The following is a 21,839-nucleotide window of genomic DNA, read 5'->3' as shown; positions in this document are numbered from 1 at the left end:
ATATTACTTAAATTTAGCTAAATTTCTAATATATCGCCGTATCAAAAATATGGCTTACCCTACCACCAAAATGTATTCTAGCCCCATCAAATCTAAGGCTTAAAATCTCCTTGCTTTTAGGGATTACAGCTATTTTATCCCCCAGGCCAAATCTCTCAAACCCAGTAAAAAACGCCGCCGCCATCCCAGTGCCACAAGCATTAGTCTCATTCTCCACACCACGCTCAAAAGTCCTAACTAAGAGCTTTTCATCATCAAATTTAGCATAATTTACATTTGCATTATACTTTTTACGCATTGCCTTACAAATCTCTAAATCAAATTTAGCCAAATCATCTACAAAGCTCACTAAATGCGGCACCCCAGTATCATAAAAGCTCCACTCAAATCCCATCTCATTAAATGGCTCACTTAGTTTTTTTGGCTCACTTAGGCTCACTTCTACCATATCATTACCTATTTTAGCAGTGATTATCCCAGCGCCAGTTTCAAAGCTACAAATATTATTACAAATTTGATTTTTATACGCATATAAAGCAGCCGCACGACTACCATTGCCACACATCGCAGCCACGCTCCCATCACTATTATAAAACTCCCAAGCAAAATCGCTACCCCCTTTAGAGCCTTTAATGATGATTAACCCATCAGCCCCAACACCGCTAAATCTATCGCACAATTTAAGAGCCAGAGCCGATCTATCTAGGCTTAAAAATTTGGAATTTTCAATAGCTTGAATGATTATAAAGTCATTGCCACTTGCGTTATATTTGGAAATTTGCATATATATCCTTAAAGAAAAATGCGAGATTTTAGCATAAAATTAATTCAAATTTGCTTTTATCTCATCTAAAATTCAAATTCCAATATCATAAATTTATAGTCAAATGGAACGGCTTTTGCTTAAATTGCCCAAAACAAATTCCAAAATAAAGGATTTCTCATGATGGGCGCATTATGGTCTGGAGTTACTGGTCTTCAGGCGCACCAAGTAGCAATGGATGTTGAAGGTAACAACATAGCAAATGTCAATACCGTAGGATTTAAGTATTCTCGTGCGAGTTTTGCGGATCTATTCAGCCAGACTCAAAAAGTCGCCACCGCTCCACAAGGCGATCTAGGCGGTAAAAACTCTATGCAAATCGGCCTTGGCTCCACAGTCAATACAGTAACCAAAATTTTCAAGCAAGGAACCATCCAAACCACAGATAAACAAAGCGATATGGCGATCCAAGGCGATGGATTTTTCGTCGTATCACCAGATGGTGGCAAAACCTATCTATATACTAGAAATGGGGATTTTAGCCTAGATTCTGTGGGGAATTTCGTAGATCGCAATGGTTATATAGTCCAAGGTTGGTTAAGAAATGAGGACACCGGCATGATAGATCCTACCGGACCGCTTAAAAATATCGTTATAGAACCAGGTATGTCTATGGAGGCTAATCCAACTAGCGAGCTAGCCATCATCGCCAATCTAAATTCCGGCTCAAACATAGGCACCAAAAGCTCCCCAATCTATGCGCTAGATGAATTCAACGACTTTTTAGACCTTAATGGCAATGGCCTTTGGGATGATGGTGAAGCAAAAAATCCAAACGACCTAAACACCAACACATATTATATAAACTCAAACAAAGAAGTAGCAGTAAAGGAAGCCGGCGTGGATCTAGGCGTGGTATTTAACGGCGCAGGAGAAGGGATAAATCTACGAGAGGGTCAAGGTATGTGGGTCAGCTACGCTGATGCGAAGGTTACATTCGGCCCTTTAAATAATTTAAATAACAACCAAGCGCAAAATCGCACCCTACATATCTCACTAAATGGCATTGAGATACCAGCTACTACCATCGCTAGCATGGATGAAGTAGCCAAAAAGATAAATGAATTTACTAACAAAACAGGCGTCCAAGCCACCGTAATAAATGGCAACGAACTCCAACTAACAAACAACAACAACACCGGCACCACCGATGAATCCAAAAATATCAAGATCAAAACATATGAAGATGATAGCACATCTATCAAAAGCACAAATATCATAACCGCATATAAATACACCTATTCATCAGCTGCTGGCACTGAAGCGGGTCATCTATATAGCGATAGTGCTGCTAGGGTAGTTAGAACCACAGAAGATCTAAGAAAAGCTATGCAAACAGACGCTAGAGAGTATGTCAATTATAGTGGTTCTAATGTCTCAAATGCCGTAAATGGTGCGACATATATCACAAATAAAATATTAGGCATTATTGACGCAGCAAACGGAAATGTACAAACAGCTAAACAAAATGTACAACAGCAAATACAAAGAGCATTACAAGATACACAAGCTACATTTAATGGTTTTAAAGCTAATGGTGCCGTAACAGAACCGATTTCTGAAGCTGCAGTAGGCGTAATGGTAAATATATTGAACTCATCAAATCAAATAATGAATAATGCGCAAATTACCACTATAAATGATCTAAAAGAAGCTGTAAGAGAGTTAGTAACTAATGACAAATTGGCCGAATTCGCCTCAAGAGAGTGGAATTCTCCGCTAGATGCCGATGGAAATCCAGATGCTAATAATAACGCCGCTAATGGCTTACCAGCTCCAACCGGTAACGAACATAGCAACGCCACATATAGAGATACGAATTTAAATGATGGGGTGAAAGTAACAGTCAATGAAAAGGGTCAATTCGTCTTTGAAAACCCAGCCGGTGATGCTAGCTACGGCCAAAATGATGGTCATATGACTCAAGCAAACCCAGCTGGTCCAGGTGGTAATCCGGTAAAAGATAGCCCAAATGCCTTTACTGACGCAAATGGCCAAAAACAAGTCCCATCAAATCAAGATACATATATCAATGACTATAATATGCAAATTTCAGTTACAGGCTATAGCAATCTAGCACAAAATATCAATGAAAACTCAGCCCTAGCTGATGTATTCAAAAGCCTTAGCGGTGGCCTAAGCACAGGAACTAGCTCAAGAGTTAGTAGCAACCTTACAATGTCTAGCCACGCTGCTACAACTGAAATTTATGATAGTTTAGGCTCTAAACATGAGATTAAATTTGAGTGGAGAAAGGTGAGTTATAGTCCAGAAAATGGCACCGAGTGGTCTCTTCTCATCCAAGTCCCAGAGCCAGGTGTGCTAAATGCTGATGGCGCTGTATCAAATGTAATATCAGGCTCAGCAAGGTTTAATAACGATGGAACCTTACTAGGCTTTACCCCATCGACGCTGACCTTCACAGCCAATAACGGCTCAGCTCCCGGCCAAAATATAGAGCTAAATTTCGGTAAAATCGGCGACTCAAACGGCCTAAGAAGTAACGATAACCCAAGCTCAACTGACAATATCGTCCAAGATGGCTACGCCGCCGGTAACCTAACAGGCACAAGGATAGATGAATCAGGAACGATAATAGGTAGCTTTAGTAATGGTAGAAGCTTTGGCTTAGCGCAAGTGAGCCTAGCGGTATTTACAAATAACGAAGGCTTAGAGACTAGGGGCGGAAATATCTTTAGCCAAACGGCAAATAGCGGTGATCCAGTCTTTGGCGCAGCGGGAACTAGTAGGCGTGGGACTATCACAGCAAGTGCTTTGGAGATGAGTAATGTGGATTTAAGTAGGGCTCTAACTCAACTCATTGTAGTCCAAAGAGGCTACCAAGCCAACTCCAAAACCATCACTACAAGTGACCAAATGCTAACAGCTTTATTACAAATTAAGCAATAAATTTATAAACCCAAAAGGCGTTTTAAATGCTTTTTGGGGTTTTATCTTTAATATTTTTAAACTTCAAATAAATTTAATCAATCTAAGATGAAAATTGAAATTTACATATCTCAAAGAGCAATTAACAATTTTAAACTATATAAAAAAGATAAGCGAAGATTAAAAAAGCATAGAAATTTAAAGGGCAATAGCGGCTTTATAATATCTAGAGCTTTAAAATGGCGATTTAAATTAAAAGATCATATCTGTATATCACATAAGAAAAATATAGCCGCCATCGCTCGTTGTAAGGGCAAAATCGGGATTGATATCGAAGAGTTAAAAAGTAGAAATTTTGATTCAGTGGTGGAATTTTGCTTTAATGATGACGAGAGGGCATTATGGCAAAGATCAAGCGATAAAATTTTGGAATTTTATAAGATTTGGACAGCCAAAGAGGCTTTTATAAAGTTTAATGGATTGAATTTTTCAGATTTAAAAGTGGCAAATTATAACCATATCTCTACTAATTTAAACTTAAATTTTTTCATATTTAATAATTATTTAATCACAATAGTAACAACTAAGTCTAAATTTAATAAAAATCAGATTATTTTAATCTATTTTTAAATAGAATACAAATATTCAAAACAAATCAAGGTGAAAAGTTGTGAAAAATGTCGATGTGCTAATCATAGGTGCTGGCCCTAGCGGATCAATAAGTAGTGCTTTGCTGCGTAAAAATGGTTTTAAAATTTACTGCGTTGAAAAAGAGCAATTCCCACGCTTTGTGATAGGGGAGAGCTTGTTGCCAAATTGTATGAATTACTTAGAAGAAGCGGGATTTTTGGATGCGGTAAATAGATATGGCTTTCAGTATAAAAATGGCGCTTCTTTTAGTTGGGGCGATGAGTATCGATATTTTGATTTTTGTGATAAGAGCACTCCTGGATATGGGACGACTTTTCAGGTGATAAGAAGCGAATTTGATAAGCTTTTGATAGATGAAGCGATCAAGCAAGGCGTTGAAGTGAGCTTTAATACCGAAGCTAAAAATATAGACTTTCAAAAGGATTTTGTGCTTACGACACTTAGTAATGGGGAGGTTGTAAAATCGAAATTTATAGTAGATGCTAGCGGGTATTCTCGTGTGTTGCCTACGCTTTTGGGGCTTGAAGTAAAGAGCCATTTGAGCGAGAAAAAGGCCTATTTCACTCATATTACAGATAATATCACAGAGCCACTATATGATAGAAATAAAATTCTAATCACAACTCACCCAGAGTATAGAGGTGTTTGGTTTTGGCTTATACCATTTAGTAATGGTAGATGTAGTATAGGTGTGGTTGGTGAAGATAAGTATATTAAAATAGAAAATTTAAATGAGCTTGAGACGCTAAAATCCCATGTCTATAAAGCACCTTTGCTAAATAGATTATTAAAAAATGCTATTTGGGACACGCCAGCTAGATATATCCAAGGATATTCTAAAAATGTTAGCCAACTCTATGGCGATAGATTTATAATGCTTGGCAATGCGACTGAATTTTTAGATCCAGTATTTAGCTCTGGAGTAACAATCGCTATGCACTCAGCCTCACTAGCTTCAAAATGCCTAAATAAAATTTTAAAAGATGAGCCTTGTGATTTAGAAAAAGAGTATGCAAAGCCGCTGATGATGGGGGTAAATGCCTTTAGAACTTATGTAGAGGGCTGGTATAATACCAAATTCCAAGATGTAATCTACAATGGCAAAAATCAAACCATAAAGCGAAATATATGCTCTGTCTTAGCTGGTTATGCGTGGGATGAGAGCAATCCTTATGTTAGTAGAAGCGATGAAGCGTTAAATGCGCTTTGGGAGTATTGTAGGTGAAATTTTGGCTAGTTTTTCTTGCTATATTTTTGGCCAGTTGCTCAGACAAAATCACCGCTCCAAAGCTTGAAAATTTCAACCAAAAAGAGTTTATCGTGGCGGATGAAAATAGAGCAAATAGGCTATTTGTAAGTAATCAAAATGGAATTTATAGATTTGTGATGATCGATGCTTTTGGTATGCCTTTGGCTGATAAAGAGCTAGTAGATAGCGAATTTAAAAATCTTAAATTTCTAAGGCCAAATAGTGATTATAATCAGCTATTTTTAGAGATTTTAGAGCTTTTAAGCAAAAATACCAAAGAGGCTACAATAAAGATAGATAATAAAATTTATAAGGTTAAAAATGTATCTTAGCCTACCACGAATTTTTAGCCCCTTTGGGGATGAAGATGCACTTTTTAATGCTTGTTGTGATGGCAAAAGAGCATTTAAAAAAGAGAATTTTATAAATAAAGATATGCTAGTTGGCAAAATAGATCTATCCTTGCCAAATTTCAGCCATAATACACCCAAAATGTATCAAACCAGAACCAATCAAATTCTCCTAGCTACTATTTTGGCTTTAGAAAATGAGATAAAAAACGCTATTAAAAGATATGGCAAAGATCGTATCGGCGTGGTGATCGGTACTACTACAGCTGGCATGGAGGAGAATTATGAGGCTTTTAGAGATGGGGGATTTTGTAGTGATAAATTTATAATGGGTAGAAACGCCCTATCTAATCCGGCTAATTTTGTGCGTGAGTTTTTGGGGCTTGAATCGCTTAGTATGGGAGTTTCTACTGCTTGTACTTCTGGGATTAAGGCATTTGAGAGCGCTAGGAATTTTATAAAATTAGATCTTTGTGATGCTGTGATTGTAGGCGGGGTTGATAGTTTAAGCTCGCTTACTTTACTTGGATTTGACTCGCTTGGTGTCTTATCAGATAACCCATCTAGGCCATTTTGCAAAGATAGAGATGGTATAAATATTGGCGAGGCGGCGGCTGCGTTTTTAATGTGTCGTGATAAAATTTCAGATTATAGATTAAAGATGGTTGAGACAAATTGCGATGCTTTTCATATCACGCAGCCAAATCCAGAGGCGACAGAGCAGATAAAGCTTATAAATAGCCTAACTTCAAAATACAAAATTGATTATATTAACGCACACGCAACAGGCACACAAGCAAATGAGATAATGGAGTCAAAAGCGATTTTTAACACCTTAGCTGATACCCCAACTAGTGGTATAAAGGCAAATATCGGTCATACTTTGGGCGCTGCTGGTGCGGTGGAAGCTGGAATTTGTCTAATGGCGATAAAAAACCAAATGATCCCTATGCAAATTCTAGATGAGCTTGATGGCGATCTTTTGCCGATAAATTTGGCCACCAAAAGCACTAAAAGTGTGATAAAAAACTGCTTGAATCTCTCATTTGCCTTTGGCGGAGATAACGCTGGTATGGTGGTTGGAGTAGATGATGAGAGTTAAGTTGCCTCATAGTGGGGATATGGTTTTGATAGATGAGGTGGTCGAATTTGGCGATGGATTTATCGAGGTTAAAGGGGTTATAAAACCGCAAAATGCCTTTTTGGATGGCGGGGTGTTTCATACCTATAAGGCTATTGAGATGATGGCGCAAAGCCTTGGGGCTTATAAGGGGATTTGGAGTCAGGATAAATTTAGAGTTGGATTTTTACTTAGTGCTAGGGATTTTGAAATTTATAAAAATAGCCTAAATATCGGGGATGAAGTGGTGATAAAATCAGCCGTTTCTATACAAGATGAGAGTGGTTTTGGCGTTTGGCAGAGTGAAATTTGGCTTAAAGATGAGCTAGTAGCTAAGGCTACTTTGAGTGTTTTAAGTCCTAGCAAAGAGCAGTTTTTGGAGTTGAAAAATGCTAAATAGAGTTTTGATAACAGGTAGTTCTAGGGGTATTGGTAGGGCTATAGCTTTGCGCCTTGGTAAGGCTGGATATAAGGTTGTGATAAATGCCAGAAGCGATAGTGATGAGTTAAAAAGCTTAGAAAATGAGCTTGAGGAGAGTTTTGGCAGTAAGCTTATATTTGATGTTAGTGATACTGAGCAATCTCGTAAGGTTATAACAGATGATATCGAGAAAAATGGAGCATTTTACGCTATTATCTTAAATGCAGGAATCACAGCCGATAATACCTTTGTAGCTTTAAGCGAAAATGAGTGGAAGGGGGTAATTGATGTGAATTTACATAGTTTTTATAATGTTTTAAATCCAAGTTTAATGCCTCTAATCCGCACTAAAAAGCCAGGCCGAGTAGTCGCCATAACATCAGTTAGTGGTGTTATAGGCAATAGAGGCCAAAGCAACTACGCTGCGAGCAAGGCCGGAGTCGATGGGGCTATCAAAAGCCTAGCTATAGAGCTTGCTAGTCGCAATATAACAGTAAATTCAATAGCTTGTGGAGTGATACAAACTGATATGACAAGCGATATAAATGAAGATTTCATCAAATTTGCAGTCCCAGCTAAGCGTGCTGGTAGCGTAGATGAGGTGAGTGGCGTGGTTGAGTTTTTGCTTAGTAAAGATGCGAGTTATATCACAAGGCAGGTTATAGGAGTAAATGGCGGATTATGCTAAATAGGGTTTTTGTAAGTGGATATGGCTTTGTAAGCGCCTTTGGTAAAAGCTGGATAGAGTTTAAAACCGCTCTTGATAAGAATAAGAGCGCCATAAGATACATGAGCGAGTGGGATAAATATAAAGATTTAATGACTAAAATCGCAGCGCCCATAGATGGCTACAAACCGCCAAAAGAGTGGGATAGAAAGCAGCTTCGCTCACTTGGGCGTGTATCACAATACGCAGTAGAAGCGGCTGGGCTTGCTATAAAAAATGCTGGTTTAAATAATAGCGATATATCCAAATTTGGCGTTGCTAGCGGTAGCAGCACAGGAAGCACCGATGCGATAGCCTCAATGGCAAGGCTTTTATTAGATGGACAGAGTGATTGTAACGCAAATACCTATATAAAGATGATGCCACACACAACAGCGGCCAATATAGCTCTATTTTATAAATTAACAGGGCGTATTATCCCAACTTCAAGCGCTTGTACTAGTGCGTCTCACGCTATTGGCTATGCGTATGAGAGTATAAAATATGGAATTTGTGAAGCTATGATAGCAGGTGGGGCCGAGGAGCTTTGTGCTAGTGAGGCCTATGTCTTTGATACACTCTATGCTACTAGCACCAAAAATGATACGCCAGAATCTACCCCGGCTCCATTTGATGTCAATAGGGATGGCTTGGTGCTTGGAGAGGGTGGAGCCTATGTGATTTTAGAGAGTGAAGATAGCCTAAAAAGGCGTGGTGGTAGGGCGATTGCTGAAGTAGTAGGCTTTGGCTCTACTTGTGATGGGACTCATATCACACGCCCAAATTCTCAAACTATGAAAGAGGCGATGGAATTCGCCCTTAAAGATGCGAAAATCTCATCAAGCAATATAGGCTATATCAATGCTCACGCTACAGCTACAAAGCATGGCGATATAGCTGAGAGTATCGCTACAAATGAGCTTTTTGGCTCAAATATAGCTATAAGTTCATTAAAGGGGCATATCGGCCATACTCTTGGTGCGTGCGGTGCTATCGAGGCGATTGCTAGTATAATGATGATGAATGAAAATGAATTTTATCCAACTCGCAATTTAAAAAATATAGATAATGAGTGCGCTAAACTCAACTATCTAAGAGAAAAAACTATGATAAATACGCAGTTTGTTATGAGTAATAACTTTGCTTTTGGTGGGGTAAATACTAGTTTGATATTTAAAAAACTTTAATAAAGGAGAAAAAATGAAAAAATTTTTAGTTTTTGCTATAGCAGTTCTATTTTTAACAGGTTGTGGCGTAGCCGATAAGTCAAAGGTTGTAAGAGAAGATGGTTCAAATGAGATTGTCCGCTACTCTATCAAAGATGCGCTAAATTCACCACTTGCAAAAGAGAAGTTGCCAAGTGATATTAAATTTGTTTTTGGTGCTTCACAAGGCAAGGTGATTAAACAAGGTCTAGTCTCAAATAAAAAGACAAATGGAGTTGGCAAGGATAATGAAGCAGCTTGCCAAAGAGCCTTTATCTCAGCACTTATAAGCTTTGCCGATAGTGCAAAAAAAGAGAATGCCACTAAGGTTGTGAATTTGACAAGCTACTTTAAAAAGCAAGAATTTAAAAGTACAACCGAGTATGAATGTGCTATTGGCAATATAATGACCGGGGTGGCCTTAAAAGGCGATATTGCGAAGTGATAAGCTTTAATATATCAGATTTTAGGGCAATTAGCTTTAATCTTGGTGGGGGGTATGATCGCCAGCCTGATATTTCTAGGGTGGCTCCCATCTCTCGCCGCAGACTTAGTCAGTGTGCTAAATTTTGTGTGGATATCACAAGCCAAATTAAGCTTGATATGCCTATTGTTTTTAGCTCTTATTTTGGCGAGACAAATCGTTGTTTGGATCTATTAAATGTACTAAAAAGCGAAGTTTCACCAACGGCTTTTAGCCTTTCAGTATTAAATGCGACCCCTGCTATGCTAAGCATAGAAGCTAAAAATAATAGTCCAGTATTTGCTATATCGGCAATGGCGAGCCTTGAGTATGCTATTATAAATGCTTTGAAATTTCAAAAAGCCTTTGTAATTAGCTACTTTGAAGGGGCTAATAAGGATTATTATAAAAATGATCCATTTGCCGTTGCTATCGGTATGATGATTACAACAGGGGATAAATTTAGCTTAAAATTTAGCCCGGATAATAGAACTGCAAATTATAGTGAAATTTGCTTTTTAGAAAATTATGGCAAAAATAGCTCATGGTGTAGCTTTGACGGGGCGTTAAAATGGGAGTATAGATGCAACTATTGAGAATTTTAAGAGTGGCGTTTTTATACTCATCGTTTGGATTTATATGTCTATTTGGTGATCTGCTTTTTATGCCGATTGTGCTTTTGAAATTTAATAAATTTGAGTTTGTGCAGAGGTTTTGTCGTAAGCTTGTTAGGTTATCTTGGGGGATTTTTATATGGCTTTGTAAGATTAGTGGCTATTTAAAAGTCCAGTTTGATGCTAGTAGTTTAGGCAAGAGTGGGGAGATTATCATCGCTAATCATCCATCGCTGCTTGATGTTGTATTTTTTTTAAGTAGTGTGAAGAATTTAAATTGCGTTGTTAAGGGTGAGCTTGGAAAAAATATATTTTTAGCTTTTGCTATAAAAGCTTGTGGATATATCTCAAATGAAGATAACGAAAAGCTCTTAAAACAAAGCCTAAATAGCTTAGAAAATGGCGAAAGTTTGCTGATATTTCCAGAAGGCACTCGCACAAAAGATGATATAATTTTTCATAAGGCGCCATTTTTTATAGCGATTAAAGCGGCGAAAATTTTGACGCCTGTTATCATAGAGATGAGGCCACGAAGCCTTAGGAAAAATGAGAGTTGGTTTAGTGTGCCAAGTGAGCGTATTAGCTATAAATTTAAGATCGAAAATAGCTTGAATTTGGCTGAATTTTTGGCTGATAAACCAGATCCGATTAGGGTTAGGCGATTACAAGATGAAATTTTAAAAATTTATAAGGAGTTAAGATGATAGATGAGGTTAAGGAATTTATAATTGAAAGCTTGAATCTTTCAGATATTAGGCCTAATGATATAGATGAGAATGCGCCACTTTTTAATGATGGATTAGGGCTTGATAGCGTTGATGCCTTAGAGCTTGGACTTGCTATTACAAAGCGTTATGGCATAGTTCTTGATAGCAAAAGCAAGAATTTAGAAGAGATATTTGCTAATGTTAGTAATTTAGCGAAGTTTATCAAGGAGAATAGAAAATGACTCAAAATGAGATATTTGGAATTTTAAAAAACGCATTAATCACGCTTTTTGAGATAGACGAAGCCAAAATCACGCCGCAAAGCTTGATTTATGAAGATTTGGGTATTGATAGCATTGATGCGGTTGATCTTATAGATTATGTCAAAAAGCAAACGGGATATCGCTTGTTGCCAGAAGACTTTAAAAATGTTAAAACACTTGAAGATATCGCAATAATAGTGTCAAAAAAGCTTGCTGATAATTAAAATTTTACTAATTATTTTTGGGATTTTTTATCCATTTGTGGTTGTGTTTTTTAGGGATTTTACCCCTTTTATTGTCTTGATTTTGGCTATTTTATGGGGTTTAAAATTTTGCTTTTCTAGGGATAAATTTGAGCTTTTTGTGGCTATATTTTTTGTTTTGATTTTTTTATTTGATGGGTTGAAATTTGCCTATCCGATTATTATTAGCGGGTTTGCGTTTGTGATTTTTTACGCGAGTTTAAAGGGGGTAGCGATGATTACCAAATTTGCCCTTTTACAAAATCCAAATTTAGATGAAAATGGGCGTATTTATACACGCAAACTTACTAAAATTTGGATCTGGTTTTTTGCGTTTAATGGTTTGATTTGTCTTGTTTTGGCGATTTTAGATGAGAAGGCTTGGGCATTTTATAGCGGATTTTTATCATATATTTTGATGGGTATTTTGTTTTTTGGTGAGATGATTTATAGGAGATTTGTTTTAAGGTTATGATAGAGTTTTTAGAAAACTACAAAGAGCTTATTGCTCAAGCAATTGGCGGCTTAAAAACGCTTGGCGTTAAGAGTGTGAAAATTTATTTAGAAGATAGCAACGACTTCATCGTAGCATTTTTTGCCTCGCTTTCGCTGGACTTAAAGCCGCTTATTTTAAGCTCAAATTTCAGCGATGATGATGGACGATTTTTGATCGATGATTTAGGTAAAATTTTATCAACTTCATCAAGTAAATTTGAGATTGATGAATATGCCAAGTTTTATCTTAAGACTTCTGGCAGTAGTGGAGAGGCAAAATTAATAGAAAAATCCCTCTATCAGATGAAATTAGAAGCCCTAGTGCTCAAAGATAGCTTTGAGTTTGGTGATGAGTTTTTAGCCAGTGTTTCTCATCAACATATGTTTGGGCTGACATTTAAAATTTTCTTACCATTAGTTTTAGGTGCTAAAATAGAGCCTAAATTTCTTAATTATCCAGAGTTTATCTATGAAAAAGAGCCAAATAACCACACTCTAATAAGCTCCCCAACTATATTAAAAGCACTTTTACAAAGTAATAAAAAAGAGCTTTTAGCCAAGCTTAAAAATATAATCTACGCTGGTGGTAGATTAGAAGATAGTCTAAAAAATGAGATTAATAAGCTTGCAACTTGTATAAATATCTATGGTAGTACAGAAACGGGCGTTGTGGCCTTTGAGATAAATAGTGGATTTAGAGCGATTAATGGGGTAAAATTAAGCACCCAAGATGGCGTTTTAATAGTTAGTTCGCCATGGTGTGAGTGCTTTAAAACTAGTGATTTGGCGGCTGTAGATGGCGATAAACTCACGCTTTTAGGTAGGATTGATAGGATAGTAAAAATCAATGAAAAACGAATAAGCCTTGATAGCGTTGAGCAAGTTATTTTATCAAATGAGCTTATAGAGGATTGCGTTTGTGTTTTGAGTGAAACAAAAGAGCGTATAAGTGCGATAATAACCCTAAGTCAAAAGGGTAAAGAGAGATTTAGAAATGATGGTAAAATAGCGATTATCAATGCTTTAAAAAGCGATTTGAGAGCTGAGTTTGAAAACAATATAAGGTATTTTAAAATAGTCCCCAAAATAGAGCGAAATCAGCAGGGCAAACTACCTAAAATTGTGGCTGATGAATTGCTAAATACTAAGTATAAATTTGAATTTACCAAAGAGAGTTTAAGCGAGACAAACGCTGTATTTAAGGCATTTGTCGGTTATGAGTTATTCTATTTTGATGGGCATTTTTTGGATTTTGCGTTGGTGCCTGGATTTATACAAATTGAGTGCGTGATGGAATTAGCCAAAAATCTTGGGCTTGATTTGGCCCATACAAATAAAATCGAAACTATGAAATTCAATAGCTTTTTACGCCCTGGTGATATTGCGAAATTCGAGTTAAATATCAAATCAAATAAGCTATATTTCAATATTTTTGCTAATGATAAACCTTGTGCAAGTGGTAGAATATGTATAAATTAGCATTTTTGATACCGCATTTTAATCATAGTAAAAATTTAGCAAGATTAGTTGAGATATTAAGCAAATTTGGGGCTGAAATTTTAATCATTGATGATGGTTCAAGTAAAGAGCATAAAGAGATTTTAAAGGATTTAAAAGCAAAAATAATATATAGAAAAACCAATGGCGGCAAGGGTGCGGCTATGAAAGATGGCTTTAAATATTTAATAGAAAATGGCTTTACTCACGCACTTCAAATAGACGCCGATATGCAGCACGATCTTTTATATTTGAGAGACTTTATAACCCTTAGTCAAGATCATCCAAAAGCGCTAATTTGCGCTAATCCAATCTATGGCAAAGACGCCCCAAAAGCAAGGCTTTATGGCAGAAAAATTACAAATTTTTGGGTTTATATAAACACTCTTGGCGCAGATCTTAAAGATGCTATGTGCGGTCTTCGTATCTATCCATTAGATTCTACAAACCAAATTCTCCCCAAGCTCAAAGCCTATAAAATGGATTTTGATATAGAGATTTTATATCTGTTTTTTAAATTAGGCGTTGAAATTTTATGGTTTGATGTGTTAGTTAGGTATGATAAGGATGGAGTATCGCATTTTAGGGCATTTAGAGATAATCTTTTGATTAGCAAAATTCACGCAAAGCACTTTTTTGCCTTGCCAAAATTTATATTTAAAAGGCTATTAGATGGCTAATTCATGGCATTTACAAAAAGAAAAAGCAGGTAGAGGGCTTCTTAAACTAACTCTATTTTTAGTCGCTTATATGCCTAAAATTTTATTAAAACCTACTATTTTTTTGGTTAGTTTTATATACTATTTGATATGTAAAAATGAGCGTAAAAATATCAAATTTTATCTTAATTTACTCTCTTGCAATGGGATAAAAACTAAATGGGCATTTTGGAATTTTTACCATTTTGCTATATCAATTTGCGATAAATTTTGCGTTTGGCAAGGAAGAATAAATAGAGATAATATAATTTTAATGAATGAAAAAGAGATAAAAAACCAGTTTTTAAATAGCAAAAAAGGTAGAGTGCTTTTAGTAAGCCACTTCGGTAATATCGATATAGCAAGGACTATATCAAATGAAGTTGCGAATTTGGATATTACAATTTTAATGTATACAAAGCACTCAAGCGAATTTTTTAAAATTCTAAAGGAGGTTAGCAAAGTGCCTATTAAAGTGCTTGAAGTTTCAAACCTTGATATGGCTACAATGTTAAAAATAAAAGAGATAATTGATAGTGGCGGACATATCGGTATTATGGGTGATAGAGTTGCAGTAAATGGCAACAAAAACGCAAAGGTAGAGCTCTTAGGTCGCAAGTGTGAGATAGGCGCTGGACCTTATCTTTTAGCTCATCTTTTAAAGACGAAGCTTAGCACATTTTGGGCGATAAAAAATGGCGAAAATTATGAGCTTACATTTGATAATATCGCTGATGAAGTGGTGCTTGATAGAGATAAAAATGTTGATAAATATGCTCAAATTTATGCTGATAAATTAACAAATATGTGTAAAAAATATCCGCATTTGTGGTTTAATTTTTTTGATTTTTGGGGTGTGAGATGATGGAGTTTAGATATAAAATTAGGGTTGAATTTTATGATGTTGATAGCATGGATGTGGTCTGGCATGGTAACTATATCAAATATTTTGAAGCGGCTAGGTGTGCGTTTTTAAGGGAGATTGGCTATGATTATGCTAATTTTAGAGATGATGGCTTTGCCTTGCCTGTAGTAAAGCTAGATATTAAATATATTAAACCACTATTTTTTGGCGATGAGGCTGAAATTCTAGTTAGATTAAAAGATGCTACAACCATGCTAAAACTAGAGTATCAGGTGCTAAAAGATGGTGAAATCTTAAATATCGCAAACTCCACTCAAGTCTGCGTAGATATCCAAAAACGCCTTAGTATGTATGAATTGCCAAGCGGGTTTTATAGGGCTTTAAAGGCAAAATATGAAAATTAAAATTTTATTATTAATAGCTCAAATGGCATTTTGCTTTGATATTTATGAGTTTAAAAATATAATTAAAAGCGATGTTAGCGGGGATTTTAACCAAACCAAAAATATCACCGGATTTAAAAAGGCTATTTTAAGTAGCGGTGAGTTTAGTATCAAAAATAACGAATTTATTATGACTACTTTAACGCCGATTTTTAGTAGCATTAAGGTGGATAAAAATGGCGTTTTTTTGATGAGAAATGGTAGCTGGCAAAAAGAGGATAAGAGTGCTGATATCAAACTTTTATTGGATATTATAAATTTAAATATAGATGCGTTAAAAGCGGAATTTGATATAAATTTAGTTGGGACAAAAGAGAGCTGGAAGCTTAATTTAACGCCAAAAGGATATCTGATATCAAAAATCTTTAAAAATATCGAAATTTCTGGCTCAAACTATGTCAAAAAGATAGTTTTGAGAGAAATCAATGGCGATGAAACAATAAATGAATTTAGCATAAAATGAAAAAACCATTAGCGATTTTTGGTTCTATATTTTTGCTTTTGTGCTTTTATATAGGGTTTAATTTTCATAAGATTAATAGCGATATTTTTAGCTTTTTAAATATCGATGAGAATGCTGTATTTAGGGAATTAAATAAGAATTTATCAAGTGAGATTAACATTCTTGCAAGAGATGAAGAGAGCCTAAAAAAGCTAGAAAATTTTAAAATTTTTAGTGAGATTTTTTATAAAATAGAGGATCTAGATGAATTAAAAAATGAGCTAAAAGTAGCTAAATTAGCGCTATTTAAAGGCAAAATTGATGATGAATTTGTAAATTTGGCTATTACAAATATATATTCGCCTATAAATAACGGAATTTTAAGCTTAAAAGATGATATTTTGGGACTTTTGAATTTTGCTAATATCTTAAATTTAAGCTCAAATATTAAAATAGAGCCAAAAACTGGATTTTTAAAAGCTGGTGATTTCATCTATGCTAAAGCCAAGCTAAAAGAAAATTATGATCAAAACGAGCTTTTAAAAGCTTATAATATCTTAAAAAACGATGGCGCCATACTTAGTGGTGGGGCTATTTTTGGTGCTTTTGGTAAGAAGCAAGGGCTCAAAGAAAGCGCTATTATGGGCGTTGTGGGCGTGTTTTTGTCTGTTGGATTTTTGCTTATAATGTTTGGTAATTTTAAGATATTTTTGATATTTTTAGCGCCAATTTTTGGATTTGTTTGTGGGCTTGGGGGTTCATTTTTATTCTTTGATAGTATTCATGTTTTGGTGATTGTCATTAGCACTAGTTTGGTAGGGCTTATGCTAGATTTTAGTTGTGGGTGGCTTGGCTTGGAGCGTAGAAGTAAAATAAGCTCAAATAGTATTTTTAAGCTAAAAAAACTATTTTTACTAGCACTTTTGATCACGATGAGCGGCTATCTTCTCTTTTTATTCTCACCTATGAATTTCTTGCACCAAATTGCTGTTTTTAGTCTATTTGGACTTTTGGGTTCGTTCTTAATATCATATTTTTTAATTCCTAAAATTTTTAATGATACCAAATTTAAAAATCCAAATTTCATAGAGATTTTACTATCTAAAATCCAAAATCTCTTTGCTAAATTTAAGTTCAATCCGCTATATGCGATTTTATTTGTGTTTATCTGTCTTATTTGTCTTGTGTTTGCTGATTTTAAAGATGATATTAGAAACTACGCCAAATCGCCTAAAGAGCTGCTCGATGATGCTCAAAAACTATCGCAAATCACCGGTTTAAAAAGCGATTTAAAGCTAGTTTATACCAGGGATATTAATGCTGATTTATCCGCCCTTAGCAAGGTGGCTGATATTAGCTATCTTTATGGATTTATCAATGATCCAAAAAGCCAAGAGTTTATAAAACAGAGGCTAAAAAGCCTGGATTTTAGGGATTTTGATGATGAGATAAAGAGCGAAATTGACGAGCTTGCGATCTTGGATGAGAGTGAGCTAAAAAACCTTAAAATCTTAAAAAATTTTGCTTTTTTCTTTGAAAATCCAAATTATATTTTGATACATGATATCAAAGATAGGGCGAAATTTGATGAAATTTTATCCTTAAATGGATTGAAATTTTATGATTTAACGCAGATGATAAATGAGAATTTAACTGCTGTGAAGATAAATGCTATTTATTTAAAGATATTTGGGATATTGCTTGCTTTTGTTTTTTTGTATTTTGTATTTGGTTTTAAAAGAGCTTTGATTTTTATTGGGTTGATTTTTGGTGTTAGTATTGCCACTCTTACGATATTTATGATATTTTTTGATATTAATATTTTTGTGATTTTTGGCGTGATTTTAGCAAGTGCTGTCGGGGTGGATTATCTGCTTTTTGCTCTTAAACAATCTCCTAGCAAGGACAAAATTTTTGGTATTAGTGTGGCGGCGATGACTAGTATATTTAGCTTTGGGGTGCTTTGTATGAGTCAGACACATGCTGTGTTTAGCTTTGGGGCTAGTGTTTGTGTGGGGATTTTTCTAAATATGTTATGCGCTTTTATGCTATCAAGCAATCAAAGGTATCATAGCTAGGGTTTTAGCCTTGCTTTAATAGTCTAAATTTATTTTCTAAATCCATATCACTCCAATTAGCACTAGCCGTATTAAATGGGTGATTAACACAAAGAATTTGTATGCTCTAGTATCTACAAATTTATCAAAGCCTAAAGCGACTAGTATTAAGAGACGCTCTATGTGGCCCTTTACTTAGATTTGCCATTAGATAGCCTTTGATATGGTAATTTGCTCTAAATAATCAAAAAAAGTAATAAAGTATGATAAAAAGGGAATTGAAACGAATTAAAAAAGATTGATTGAAACTTAAAAGAAGCTTAAGTGGTGGAGTTAAGCGGGATCGAACCGCCGACCTCTTGAATGCCATTCAAGCGCTCTCCCAGCTGAGCTATAACCCCATTTGGATAAATATTTGAGAATGATACAATTATTTTGCTTATAATTTAATGAAATTAAATAAAATTAACTAAATTTAGCCAAATTTAATCAAACAAAATTAAACTTTAAGTTTTCTTTTGATATTATTCAACTTTCAAAATTATTTTATTGCGGGAATAGCTCAGGGGTAGAGCACAACCTTGCCAAGGTTGGGGTCGCGAGTTCGAATCTCGTTTCCCGCTCCATATTTAGCCCAGGTGGTGGAATGGTAGACACAAGGGACTTAAAATCCCTCGGAAATTACTTCCGTGCCGGTTCAAGTCCGGCTCTGGGCACCACTAGCATATGGCGACATGGCCAAGTGGTAAGGCAGAAGCCTGCAAAGCTTTTACCCCCAGTTCGAATCTGGGTGTCGCCTCCATTTTACAGGATTTATATGCGTTATATATTTTGTGCTTTTATCTTGTTATTATGCGGATGTTCTAATACTTGGCACGGAGTCAAAGAGGATTCTAAAGATGCCTATGAATGGTCTAAAGAAAAGGTCAATCAAGGTGCTAGCTGGGTAGAACAAAAAACTTCTAAATAATATACTCGGGAGATGGCTGAGTGGTCGAAAGCGGCGGTCTTGAAAACCGTTGAGGTGTGAAAGCCTCCAGGGGTTCGAATCCCTTTCTCCCGGCCACTTTTTATAATCTACACTTTTAAGGCTATTTTTTTATGCGAAGCACTACAAAGATCCATGGATTTGCTAAATTTAAATTAATCATTATTTTAGCCTTTATGTCTAGCATTGCACCGCTATCTACAGATATGTATCTACCAGCGCTATCGCATGTTCAAAGTAGCTTTTTAGCTAGTGAGTTTCTTACTCAGCTTAGTCTTGCTAGTTTTTTTATAGCATTTGCTTTAGGGCAGCTTATTTATGGTCCTTTAAGTGATACATTTGGGCGTAAGACTCCCTTGATAATTGGAATTTTGATATTTATTGCTTCAAGTCTTGGGTGTGTGCTAGTGGATAATATCTATATTTTTATTACTTTGCGATTTTTTGAAGCGCTTGGCGGTTGTGCTGGCGTGGTGATTGCTAGGGCTATTGTCAATGATAGTTTTGATATCAAAGATGCTGCTGGAGTGTATGCTTTGATGATGGTATTTTCATCACTTGCGCCTATGTTATCGCCGACATTTGGCGGGATTTTGCTTAGCTATTTTTCGTGGCAAAGTATTTTTGCGGTTCTTTTTATGTTAGGGATTTTGCTACTTGGGTTTATTATTTTTGGGCTTAAAGAGACTCAGCCAGTACGAACTAAATTTTCTCATCAAGCTACTATTGCTAGTTATAAATTTGTCCTAAAAGAGCAGATATTTATACTTTATAGTCTGCTTGGCGCATTTGCTTCGGCGGTACTTTTTGCCTATATTACTGGTTCATCTTTTGTATTTATGGGGCATTTTGGCCTTAATGGGACGCAGTATGGACTTCTTTTTGGTATTAATGCACTTGGATTTGTACTATTTGCTAATATTAATGCTAGGCTTACTAGAAATTTTGATTGTCAAAATTTGCTTAAATTCGCCCTATTTATAATGCTTGGAGCGCTTGTAGTAGTAAGCATTGGAGCGCTTTTAGGGCTTGGATTTTGGATTTTTGAGGCTGGAATTTTTGTAGCTATTAGTATGCTTGGATTTATTTTGCCAAATGCTACAACATTAGCAATGGCAAGATTTACAGACCACTCTGGTACCGCCTCAGCTGTGCTTGGGACTATGCAGTTTGGATTAGCTGGGGTAATTGCTTTTGGGGTTGGAGCGCTTGGGGCAAATACTCCGCTATTTCTAGCTCTAGTAATGTTAGTACCGTGTACTTTAGCAGTTATTTTACGCTTTAAAACAATATAGCTAATATAGATTTTAGCTCTTACCAAAATCTATATTATTTTAATCTTTATATACACACTCAGCAAAGATAAATTTATGCTCATTAGGGAGTGCATTATATATTGCATTTGCTAGATTTCTTATCTCCCATAAGGCGGATTTCGAGCTTCTAAGGCTTAAGAAATTTTGTAAGCTTCTAGCATTTATACTCCAGCTTAATTCTGTTTTATAGCTCTCTGGAAGGCAGTATTTGGCTATATCTAAGCTTGTGTTTTGGTTTAGAATTTGGCGCAAATTCTCAAGTGCGTTTATGCTTGCGTTATCTACAAATTCATTGCCAGTTAGCACTATATATCTACTTGCGTTATCAAAGTCATTAGGCTTAAATTCGCTTTCGTTTTTTAGCTCTTTTAGGGTGTATCTAGTGGATTTGACGCTTAGGCTAGCTATGCGGTGGCGAGCTAACTCTTGGAGGCAAGCTCTGCTAATGCCTTTTATATAAAAGTTATAAAATAGATGCTCTAGCGTGCTTGCGTGTTTGAGTTGATTGCCTACTCTATCGATTAAAGCTAGATCTATTTCGCCGCCATTATCGCCTTTATCAAAGCTCTGCCAGCAAGTGCGAATAGCATTTGAGCATATCCAAAGCGGTGTGTAATTTAGTAATTTTACTTCCATATCTATGCCTATTTATAGATCACGACTTGATCTTTGCTTTGGCGTATTTTAGTCGGTGCTAACTCATCACTATAACCCAAGGCTATCACAAGAACAGGTCTGAAATGCTCACCTAAATTTACAAAATCATCTAATTTTTGCGGATCAAAACCAGCCACAATACAACTTTTTACCCCTAGGCTTTGAGCGATATTTACCATATTGGCACTTGCTATGTAGCATTGGAGTGAGGCGTAATGCATTAGCTCTTCATCGGTTTGTGGATTGAATCTATCTGCGAAGTGATCAAGAGCTTTTTGTAATCTTTCAGGTGTGCGTGGTTTGCGATCTACTTGAGTTCTTATGAAGTCGCAACCGCTTTTTAGGTCGTTGCGTGCGATGATGATTATAGCGTGGCTACATTCACTTACTTGGGCTTGGTTATTACAAATTTGACCTAACTCTTTTAGATCGTTTTCTTTGCTTACTACCATAAATTTCCAAGGCTCTAATCCACATGAGCTAGGGCTTAATCTACTTAGGTCTAATATCTCATCAATTATAGAATTATCTATTTTTTTGGAGTTGAATTCTCTACATGAAAAGCGCTCTTGCATTATTTTTTTCATTATTTTTCCTTTTTGAATTTTGTAGATTATAGCGGTAATTTATCAATAATTGGTTAAAATGTGATTAAGATATATTTAAGCTGAATTTCTC

At 35.8% G+C, this 21,839-nt stretch carries 24 protein-coding genes and 5 tRNA genes; 25 read left to right on the top strand and 4 right to left on the bottom strand.

The window, feature by feature from the left end; genetic code table 11:
• Positions 1 to 25: 25 nt before the first annotated feature.
• Positions 26 to 784 carry a diaminopimelate epimerase gene (gene dapF / locus CLAN_RS07495; RefSeq protein ID WP_100590972.1) on the bottom strand — a complete coding sequence of 253 codons (759 nt, stop codon included), beginning with the start codon at positions 782 to 784 and terminating at the stop codon, positions 26 to 28.
• A 159-nt stretch (positions 785 to 943) separates the two neighbouring features.
• Here dapF and CLAN_RS07490 point away from each other — a divergent pair, with 159 nt between their 5' ends.
• The 20 genes from CLAN_RS07490 to CLAN_RS07395 all read left to right on the top strand — a co-directional run bounded on the left by CLAN_RS07490 (position 944) and on the right by CLAN_RS07395 (position 18,221).
• Positions 944 to 3,733, top strand: coding sequence for a flagellar hook-basal body complex protein (locus CLAN_RS07490; RefSeq protein WP_167368953.1), 2,790 nt, complete (start codon positions 944 to 946; stop codon positions 3,731 to 3,733).
• Between the two features lie 87 nt (positions 3,734 to 3,820).
• A complete protein-coding gene (locus CLAN_RS07485) occupies positions 3,821 to 4,342 on the top strand; it encodes a 4'-phosphopantetheinyl transferase family protein (protein ID WP_096015477.1) in 522 nt (173 codons plus the stop codon).
• Between the two features lie 40 nt (positions 4,343 to 4,382).
• Positions 4,383 to 5,588 carry an NAD(P)/FAD-dependent oxidoreductase gene (locus CLAN_RS07480; RefSeq protein WP_100590971.1) on the top strand — a complete coding sequence of 402 codons (1,206 nt, stop codon included), beginning with the start codon at positions 4,383 to 4,385 and terminating at the stop codon, positions 5,586 to 5,588.
• Positions 5,585 to 5,944, top strand: coding sequence for a hypothetical protein (locus CLAN_RS07475; RefSeq protein ID WP_096014231.1), 360 nt, complete (start codon positions 5,585 to 5,587; stop codon positions 5,942 to 5,944). Before CLAN_RS07480 ends, CLAN_RS07475 begins: the two co-directional genes overlap by 4 nt.
• Positions 5,934 to 7,064, top strand: coding sequence for a beta-ketoacyl synthase N-terminal-like domain-containing protein (locus tag CLAN_RS07470; RefSeq protein WP_100590970.1), 1,131 nt, complete (start codon positions 5,934 to 5,936; stop codon positions 7,062 to 7,064). The genes CLAN_RS07475 and CLAN_RS07470 overlap by 11 nt, the downstream gene beginning before the upstream one ends.
• Positions 7,054 to 7,482, top strand: coding sequence for a hotdog family protein (locus tag CLAN_RS07465; protein WP_100590969.1), 429 nt, complete (start codon positions 7,054 to 7,056; stop codon positions 7,480 to 7,482). The genes CLAN_RS07470 and CLAN_RS07465 overlap by 11 nt, the downstream gene beginning before the upstream one ends.
• Entirely contained in the window at positions 7,472 to 8,191 is a 720-nt protein-coding gene (fabG, locus tag CLAN_RS07460; protein ID WP_100590968.1) for a 3-oxoacyl-ACP reductase FabG, read from the top strand. The genes CLAN_RS07465 and fabG overlap by 11 nt, the downstream gene beginning before the upstream one ends.
• Positions 8,185 to 9,396, top strand: a complete 1,212-nt coding sequence (locus CLAN_RS07455) for a beta-ketoacyl-ACP synthase (protein WP_100590967.1) — start codon at positions 8,185 to 8,187, stop codon at positions 9,394 to 9,396. The genes fabG and CLAN_RS07455 overlap by 7 nt, the downstream gene beginning before the upstream one ends.
• 13 nt (positions 9,397 to 9,409) lie before the next feature.
• Complete coding sequence (locus CLAN_RS07450; protein WP_096014236.1) at positions 9,410 to 9,859, top strand: excinuclease ABC subunit A; 450 nt, start codon at positions 9,410 to 9,412, stop codon at positions 9,857 to 9,859.
• Positions 9,856 to 10,473 carry a beta-ketoacyl synthase chain length factor gene (locus CLAN_RS07445; protein WP_167368952.1) on the top strand — a complete coding sequence of 206 codons (618 nt, stop codon included), beginning with the start codon at positions 9,856 to 9,858 and terminating at the stop codon, positions 10,471 to 10,473. The genes CLAN_RS07450 and CLAN_RS07445 overlap by 4 nt, the downstream gene beginning before the upstream one ends.
• Positions 10,461 to 11,195, top strand: a complete 735-nt coding sequence (locus CLAN_RS07440) for a lysophospholipid acyltransferase family protein (RefSeq protein ID WP_100590965.1) — start codon at positions 10,461 to 10,463, stop codon at positions 11,193 to 11,195. The genes CLAN_RS07445 and CLAN_RS07440 overlap by 13 nt, the downstream gene beginning before the upstream one ends.
• Positions 11,192 to 11,440, top strand: a complete 249-nt coding sequence (locus CLAN_RS07435; protein WP_096014239.1) for a phosphopantetheine-binding protein — start codon at positions 11,192 to 11,194, stop codon at positions 11,438 to 11,440. The genes CLAN_RS07440 and CLAN_RS07435 overlap by 4 nt, the downstream gene beginning before the upstream one ends.
• Positions 11,437 to 11,685 (top strand): acyl carrier protein, encoded by a 249-nt coding sequence (locus CLAN_RS07430; protein ID WP_096029873.1) that lies wholly within the window; start codon positions 11,437 to 11,439, stop codon positions 11,683 to 11,685. Before CLAN_RS07435 ends, CLAN_RS07430 begins: the two co-directional genes overlap by 4 nt.
• 253 nt (positions 11,686 to 11,938) lie before the next feature.
• Positions 11,939 to 12,178 (top strand): COG4648 family protein, encoded by a 240-nt coding sequence (locus CLAN_RS08400; protein WP_141080490.1) that lies wholly within the window; start codon positions 11,939 to 11,941, stop codon positions 12,176 to 12,178.
• Positions 12,175 to 13,677 carry an ApeI family dehydratase gene (locus CLAN_RS07420; RefSeq protein WP_100590964.1) on the top strand — a complete coding sequence of 501 codons (1,503 nt, stop codon included), beginning with the start codon at positions 12,175 to 12,177 and terminating at the stop codon, positions 13,675 to 13,677. Before CLAN_RS08400 ends, CLAN_RS07420 begins: the two co-directional genes overlap by 4 nt.
• Positions 13,665 to 14,375, top strand: coding sequence for a glycosyltransferase family 2 protein (locus CLAN_RS07415; protein WP_100590963.1), 711 nt, complete (start codon positions 13,665 to 13,667; stop codon positions 14,373 to 14,375). The genes CLAN_RS07420 and CLAN_RS07415 overlap by 13 nt, the downstream gene beginning before the upstream one ends.
• The gene (locus tag CLAN_RS07410; protein WP_100590962.1) at positions 14,368 to 15,258 is read left to right on the top strand and encodes an LpxL/LpxP family acyltransferase; all 891 of its coding nucleotides are present in this window, start codon (positions 14,368 to 14,370) and stop codon (positions 15,256 to 15,258) included. The genes CLAN_RS07415 and CLAN_RS07410 overlap by 8 nt, the downstream gene beginning before the upstream one ends.
• Entirely contained in the window at positions 15,255 to 15,662 is a 408-nt protein-coding gene (locus tag CLAN_RS07405) for an acyl-CoA thioesterase (RefSeq protein WP_232045875.1), read from the top strand. The genes CLAN_RS07410 and CLAN_RS07405 overlap by 4 nt, the downstream gene beginning before the upstream one ends.
• Positions 15,652 to 16,164 (top strand): LolA family protein, encoded by a 513-nt coding sequence (locus tag CLAN_RS07400; RefSeq protein ID WP_096015464.1) that lies wholly within the window; start codon positions 15,652 to 15,654, stop codon positions 16,162 to 16,164. Before CLAN_RS07405 ends, CLAN_RS07400 begins: the two co-directional genes overlap by 11 nt.
• Positions 16,161 to 18,221 carry an MMPL family transporter gene (locus CLAN_RS07395; protein WP_100590961.1) on the top strand — a complete coding sequence of 687 codons (2,061 nt, stop codon included), beginning with the start codon at positions 16,161 to 16,163 and terminating at the stop codon, positions 18,219 to 18,221. Before CLAN_RS07400 ends, CLAN_RS07395 begins: the two co-directional genes overlap by 4 nt.
• 304 nt (positions 18,222 to 18,525) lie before the next feature.
• Here the strand turns inward: CLAN_RS07395 and CLAN_RS07390 are convergent.
• Positions 18,526 to 18,601: transfer RNA gene (locus tag CLAN_RS07390), tRNA-Ala, on the bottom strand.
• A gap of 150 nt (positions 18,602 to 18,751) precedes the next feature.
• On the opposite strand from CLAN_RS07390, the gene CLAN_RS07385 reads away from it, so the two are divergent.
• The 5 genes from CLAN_RS07385 to CLAN_RS07365 all read left to right on the top strand — a co-directional run bounded on the left by CLAN_RS07385 (position 18,752) and on the right by CLAN_RS07365 (position 20,483).
• Positions 18,752 to 18,826: transfer RNA gene (locus tag CLAN_RS07385), tRNA-Gly, on the top strand.
• Between the two features lie 6 nt (positions 18,827 to 18,832).
• Positions 18,833 to 18,919, top strand: a tRNA-Leu gene (locus CLAN_RS07380).
• 9 nt (positions 18,920 to 18,928) lie between these two features.
• Positions 18,929 to 19,002 (top strand) — tRNA-Cys (locus tag CLAN_RS07375).
• A gap of 174 nt (positions 19,003 to 19,176) precedes the next feature.
• Positions 19,177 to 19,266, top strand: a tRNA-Ser gene (locus CLAN_RS07370).
• Between the two features lie 35 nt (positions 19,267 to 19,301).
• Positions 19,302 to 20,483: a multidrug effflux MFS transporter gene (locus tag CLAN_RS07365; protein ID WP_100590960.1), complete on the top strand. Its 1,182-nt coding sequence runs from the start codon at positions 19,302 to 19,304 to the stop codon at positions 20,481 to 20,483.
• Between the two features lie 39 nt (positions 20,484 to 20,522).
• On the opposite strand, the gene thyX is transcribed toward CLAN_RS07365, so the two are convergent.
• Together thyX and CLAN_RS07355 are read right to left on the bottom strand one after the other, a co-directional pair.
• Positions 20,523 to 21,140, bottom strand: coding sequence for an FAD-dependent thymidylate synthase (thyX, locus tag CLAN_RS07360; RefSeq protein WP_096027482.1), 618 nt, complete (start codon positions 21,138 to 21,140; stop codon positions 20,523 to 20,525).
• 8 nt (positions 21,141 to 21,148) lie between these two features.
• The gene (locus tag CLAN_RS07355) at positions 21,149 to 21,748 is read right to left on the bottom strand and encodes a nitroreductase family protein (RefSeq protein ID WP_100590959.1); all 600 of its coding nucleotides are present in this window, start codon (positions 21,746 to 21,748) and stop codon (positions 21,149 to 21,151) included.
• Positions 21,749 to 21,839 lie beyond the last annotated feature (91 nt).

The sequence above is a fragment of the Campylobacter lanienae NCTC 13004 genome (assembly GCF_002139935.1).
GTDB classification, from domain to species: domain Bacteria; phylum Campylobacterota; class Campylobacteria; order Campylobacterales; family Campylobacteraceae; genus Campylobacter; species Campylobacter lanienae.
Note: the sequence above shows the minus strand (reverse complement) of the source record. Positions and strands in the feature narration are given on the sequence as shown.

Bases quoted from the DNA above. Each gene is read 5' to 3' on its own strand.
- fabG (WP_100590968.1), top strand. From the start codon at position 7,472: ATGCTAAATAGAGTTTTGATAACAGGTAGTTCTAGGGGTATTGGTAGG.
- CLAN_RS07465 (WP_100590969.1), top strand. From the start codon at position 7,054: ATGAGAGTTAAGTTGCCTCATAGTGGGGATATGGTTTTGATAGATGAG.
- CLAN_RS07420 (WP_100590964.1), top strand. From the start codon at position 12,175: ATGATAGAGTTTTTAGAAAACTACAAAGAGCTTATTGCTCAAGCAATT.
- CLAN_RS07485 (WP_096015477.1), top strand. From the start codon at position 3,821: ATGAAAATTGAAATTTACATATCTCAAAGAGCAATTAACAATTTTAAA.
- CLAN_RS07415 (WP_100590963.1), top strand. From the start codon at position 13,665: ATGTATAAATTAGCATTTTTGATACCGCATTTTAATCATAGTAAAAAT.
- CLAN_RS07430 (WP_096029873.1), top strand. From the start codon at position 11,437: ATGACTCAAAATGAGATATTTGGAATTTTAAAAAACGCATTAATCACG.
- CLAN_RS07355 (WP_100590959.1), bottom strand. From the start codon at position 21,748: ATGAAAAAAATAATGCAAGAGCGCTTTTCATGTAGAGAATTCAACTCC.
- thyX (WP_096027482.1), bottom strand. From the start codon at position 21,140: ATGGAAGTAAAATTACTAAATTACACACCGCTTTGGATATGCTCAAAT.
- CLAN_RS07470 (WP_100590970.1), top strand. From the start codon at position 5,934: ATGTATCTTAGCCTACCACGAATTTTTAGCCCCTTTGGGGATGAAGAT.
- CLAN_RS07410 (WP_100590962.1), top strand. From the start codon at position 14,368: ATGGCTAATTCATGGCATTTACAAAAAGAAAAAGCAGGTAGAGGGCTT.
- CLAN_RS07395 (WP_100590961.1), top strand. From the start codon at position 16,161: ATGAAAAAACCATTAGCGATTTTTGGTTCTATATTTTTGCTTTTGTGC.
- CLAN_RS07490 (WP_167368953.1), top strand. From the start codon at position 944: ATGATGGGCGCATTATGGTCTGGAGTTACTGGTCTTCAGGCGCACCAA.
- CLAN_RS07435 (WP_096014239.1), top strand. From the start codon at position 11,192: ATGATAGATGAGGTTAAGGAATTTATAATTGAAAGCTTGAATCTTTCA.
- CLAN_RS07405 (WP_232045875.1), top strand. From the start codon at position 15,255: ATGATGGAGTTTAGATATAAAATTAGGGTTGAATTTTATGATGTTGAT.
- CLAN_RS07455 (WP_100590967.1), top strand. From the start codon at position 8,185: ATGCTAAATAGGGTTTTTGTAAGTGGATATGGCTTTGTAAGCGCCTTT.
- CLAN_RS07440 (WP_100590965.1), top strand. From the start codon at position 10,461: ATGCAACTATTGAGAATTTTAAGAGTGGCGTTTTTATACTCATCGTTT.
- CLAN_RS07450 (WP_096014236.1), top strand. From the start codon at position 9,410: ATGAAAAAATTTTTAGTTTTTGCTATAGCAGTTCTATTTTTAACAGGT.
- CLAN_RS07400 (WP_096015464.1), top strand. From the start codon at position 15,652: ATGAAAATTAAAATTTTATTATTAATAGCTCAAATGGCATTTTGCTTT.
- dapF (WP_100590972.1), bottom strand. From the start codon at position 784: ATGCAAATTTCCAAATATAACGCAAGTGGCAATGACTTTATAATCATT.
- CLAN_RS07365 (WP_100590960.1), top strand. From the start codon at position 19,302: ATGCGAAGCACTACAAAGATCCATGGATTTGCTAAATTTAAATTAATC.
- CLAN_RS08400 (WP_141080490.1), top strand. From the start codon at position 11,939: ATGATTACCAAATTTGCCCTTTTACAAAATCCAAATTTAGATGAAAAT.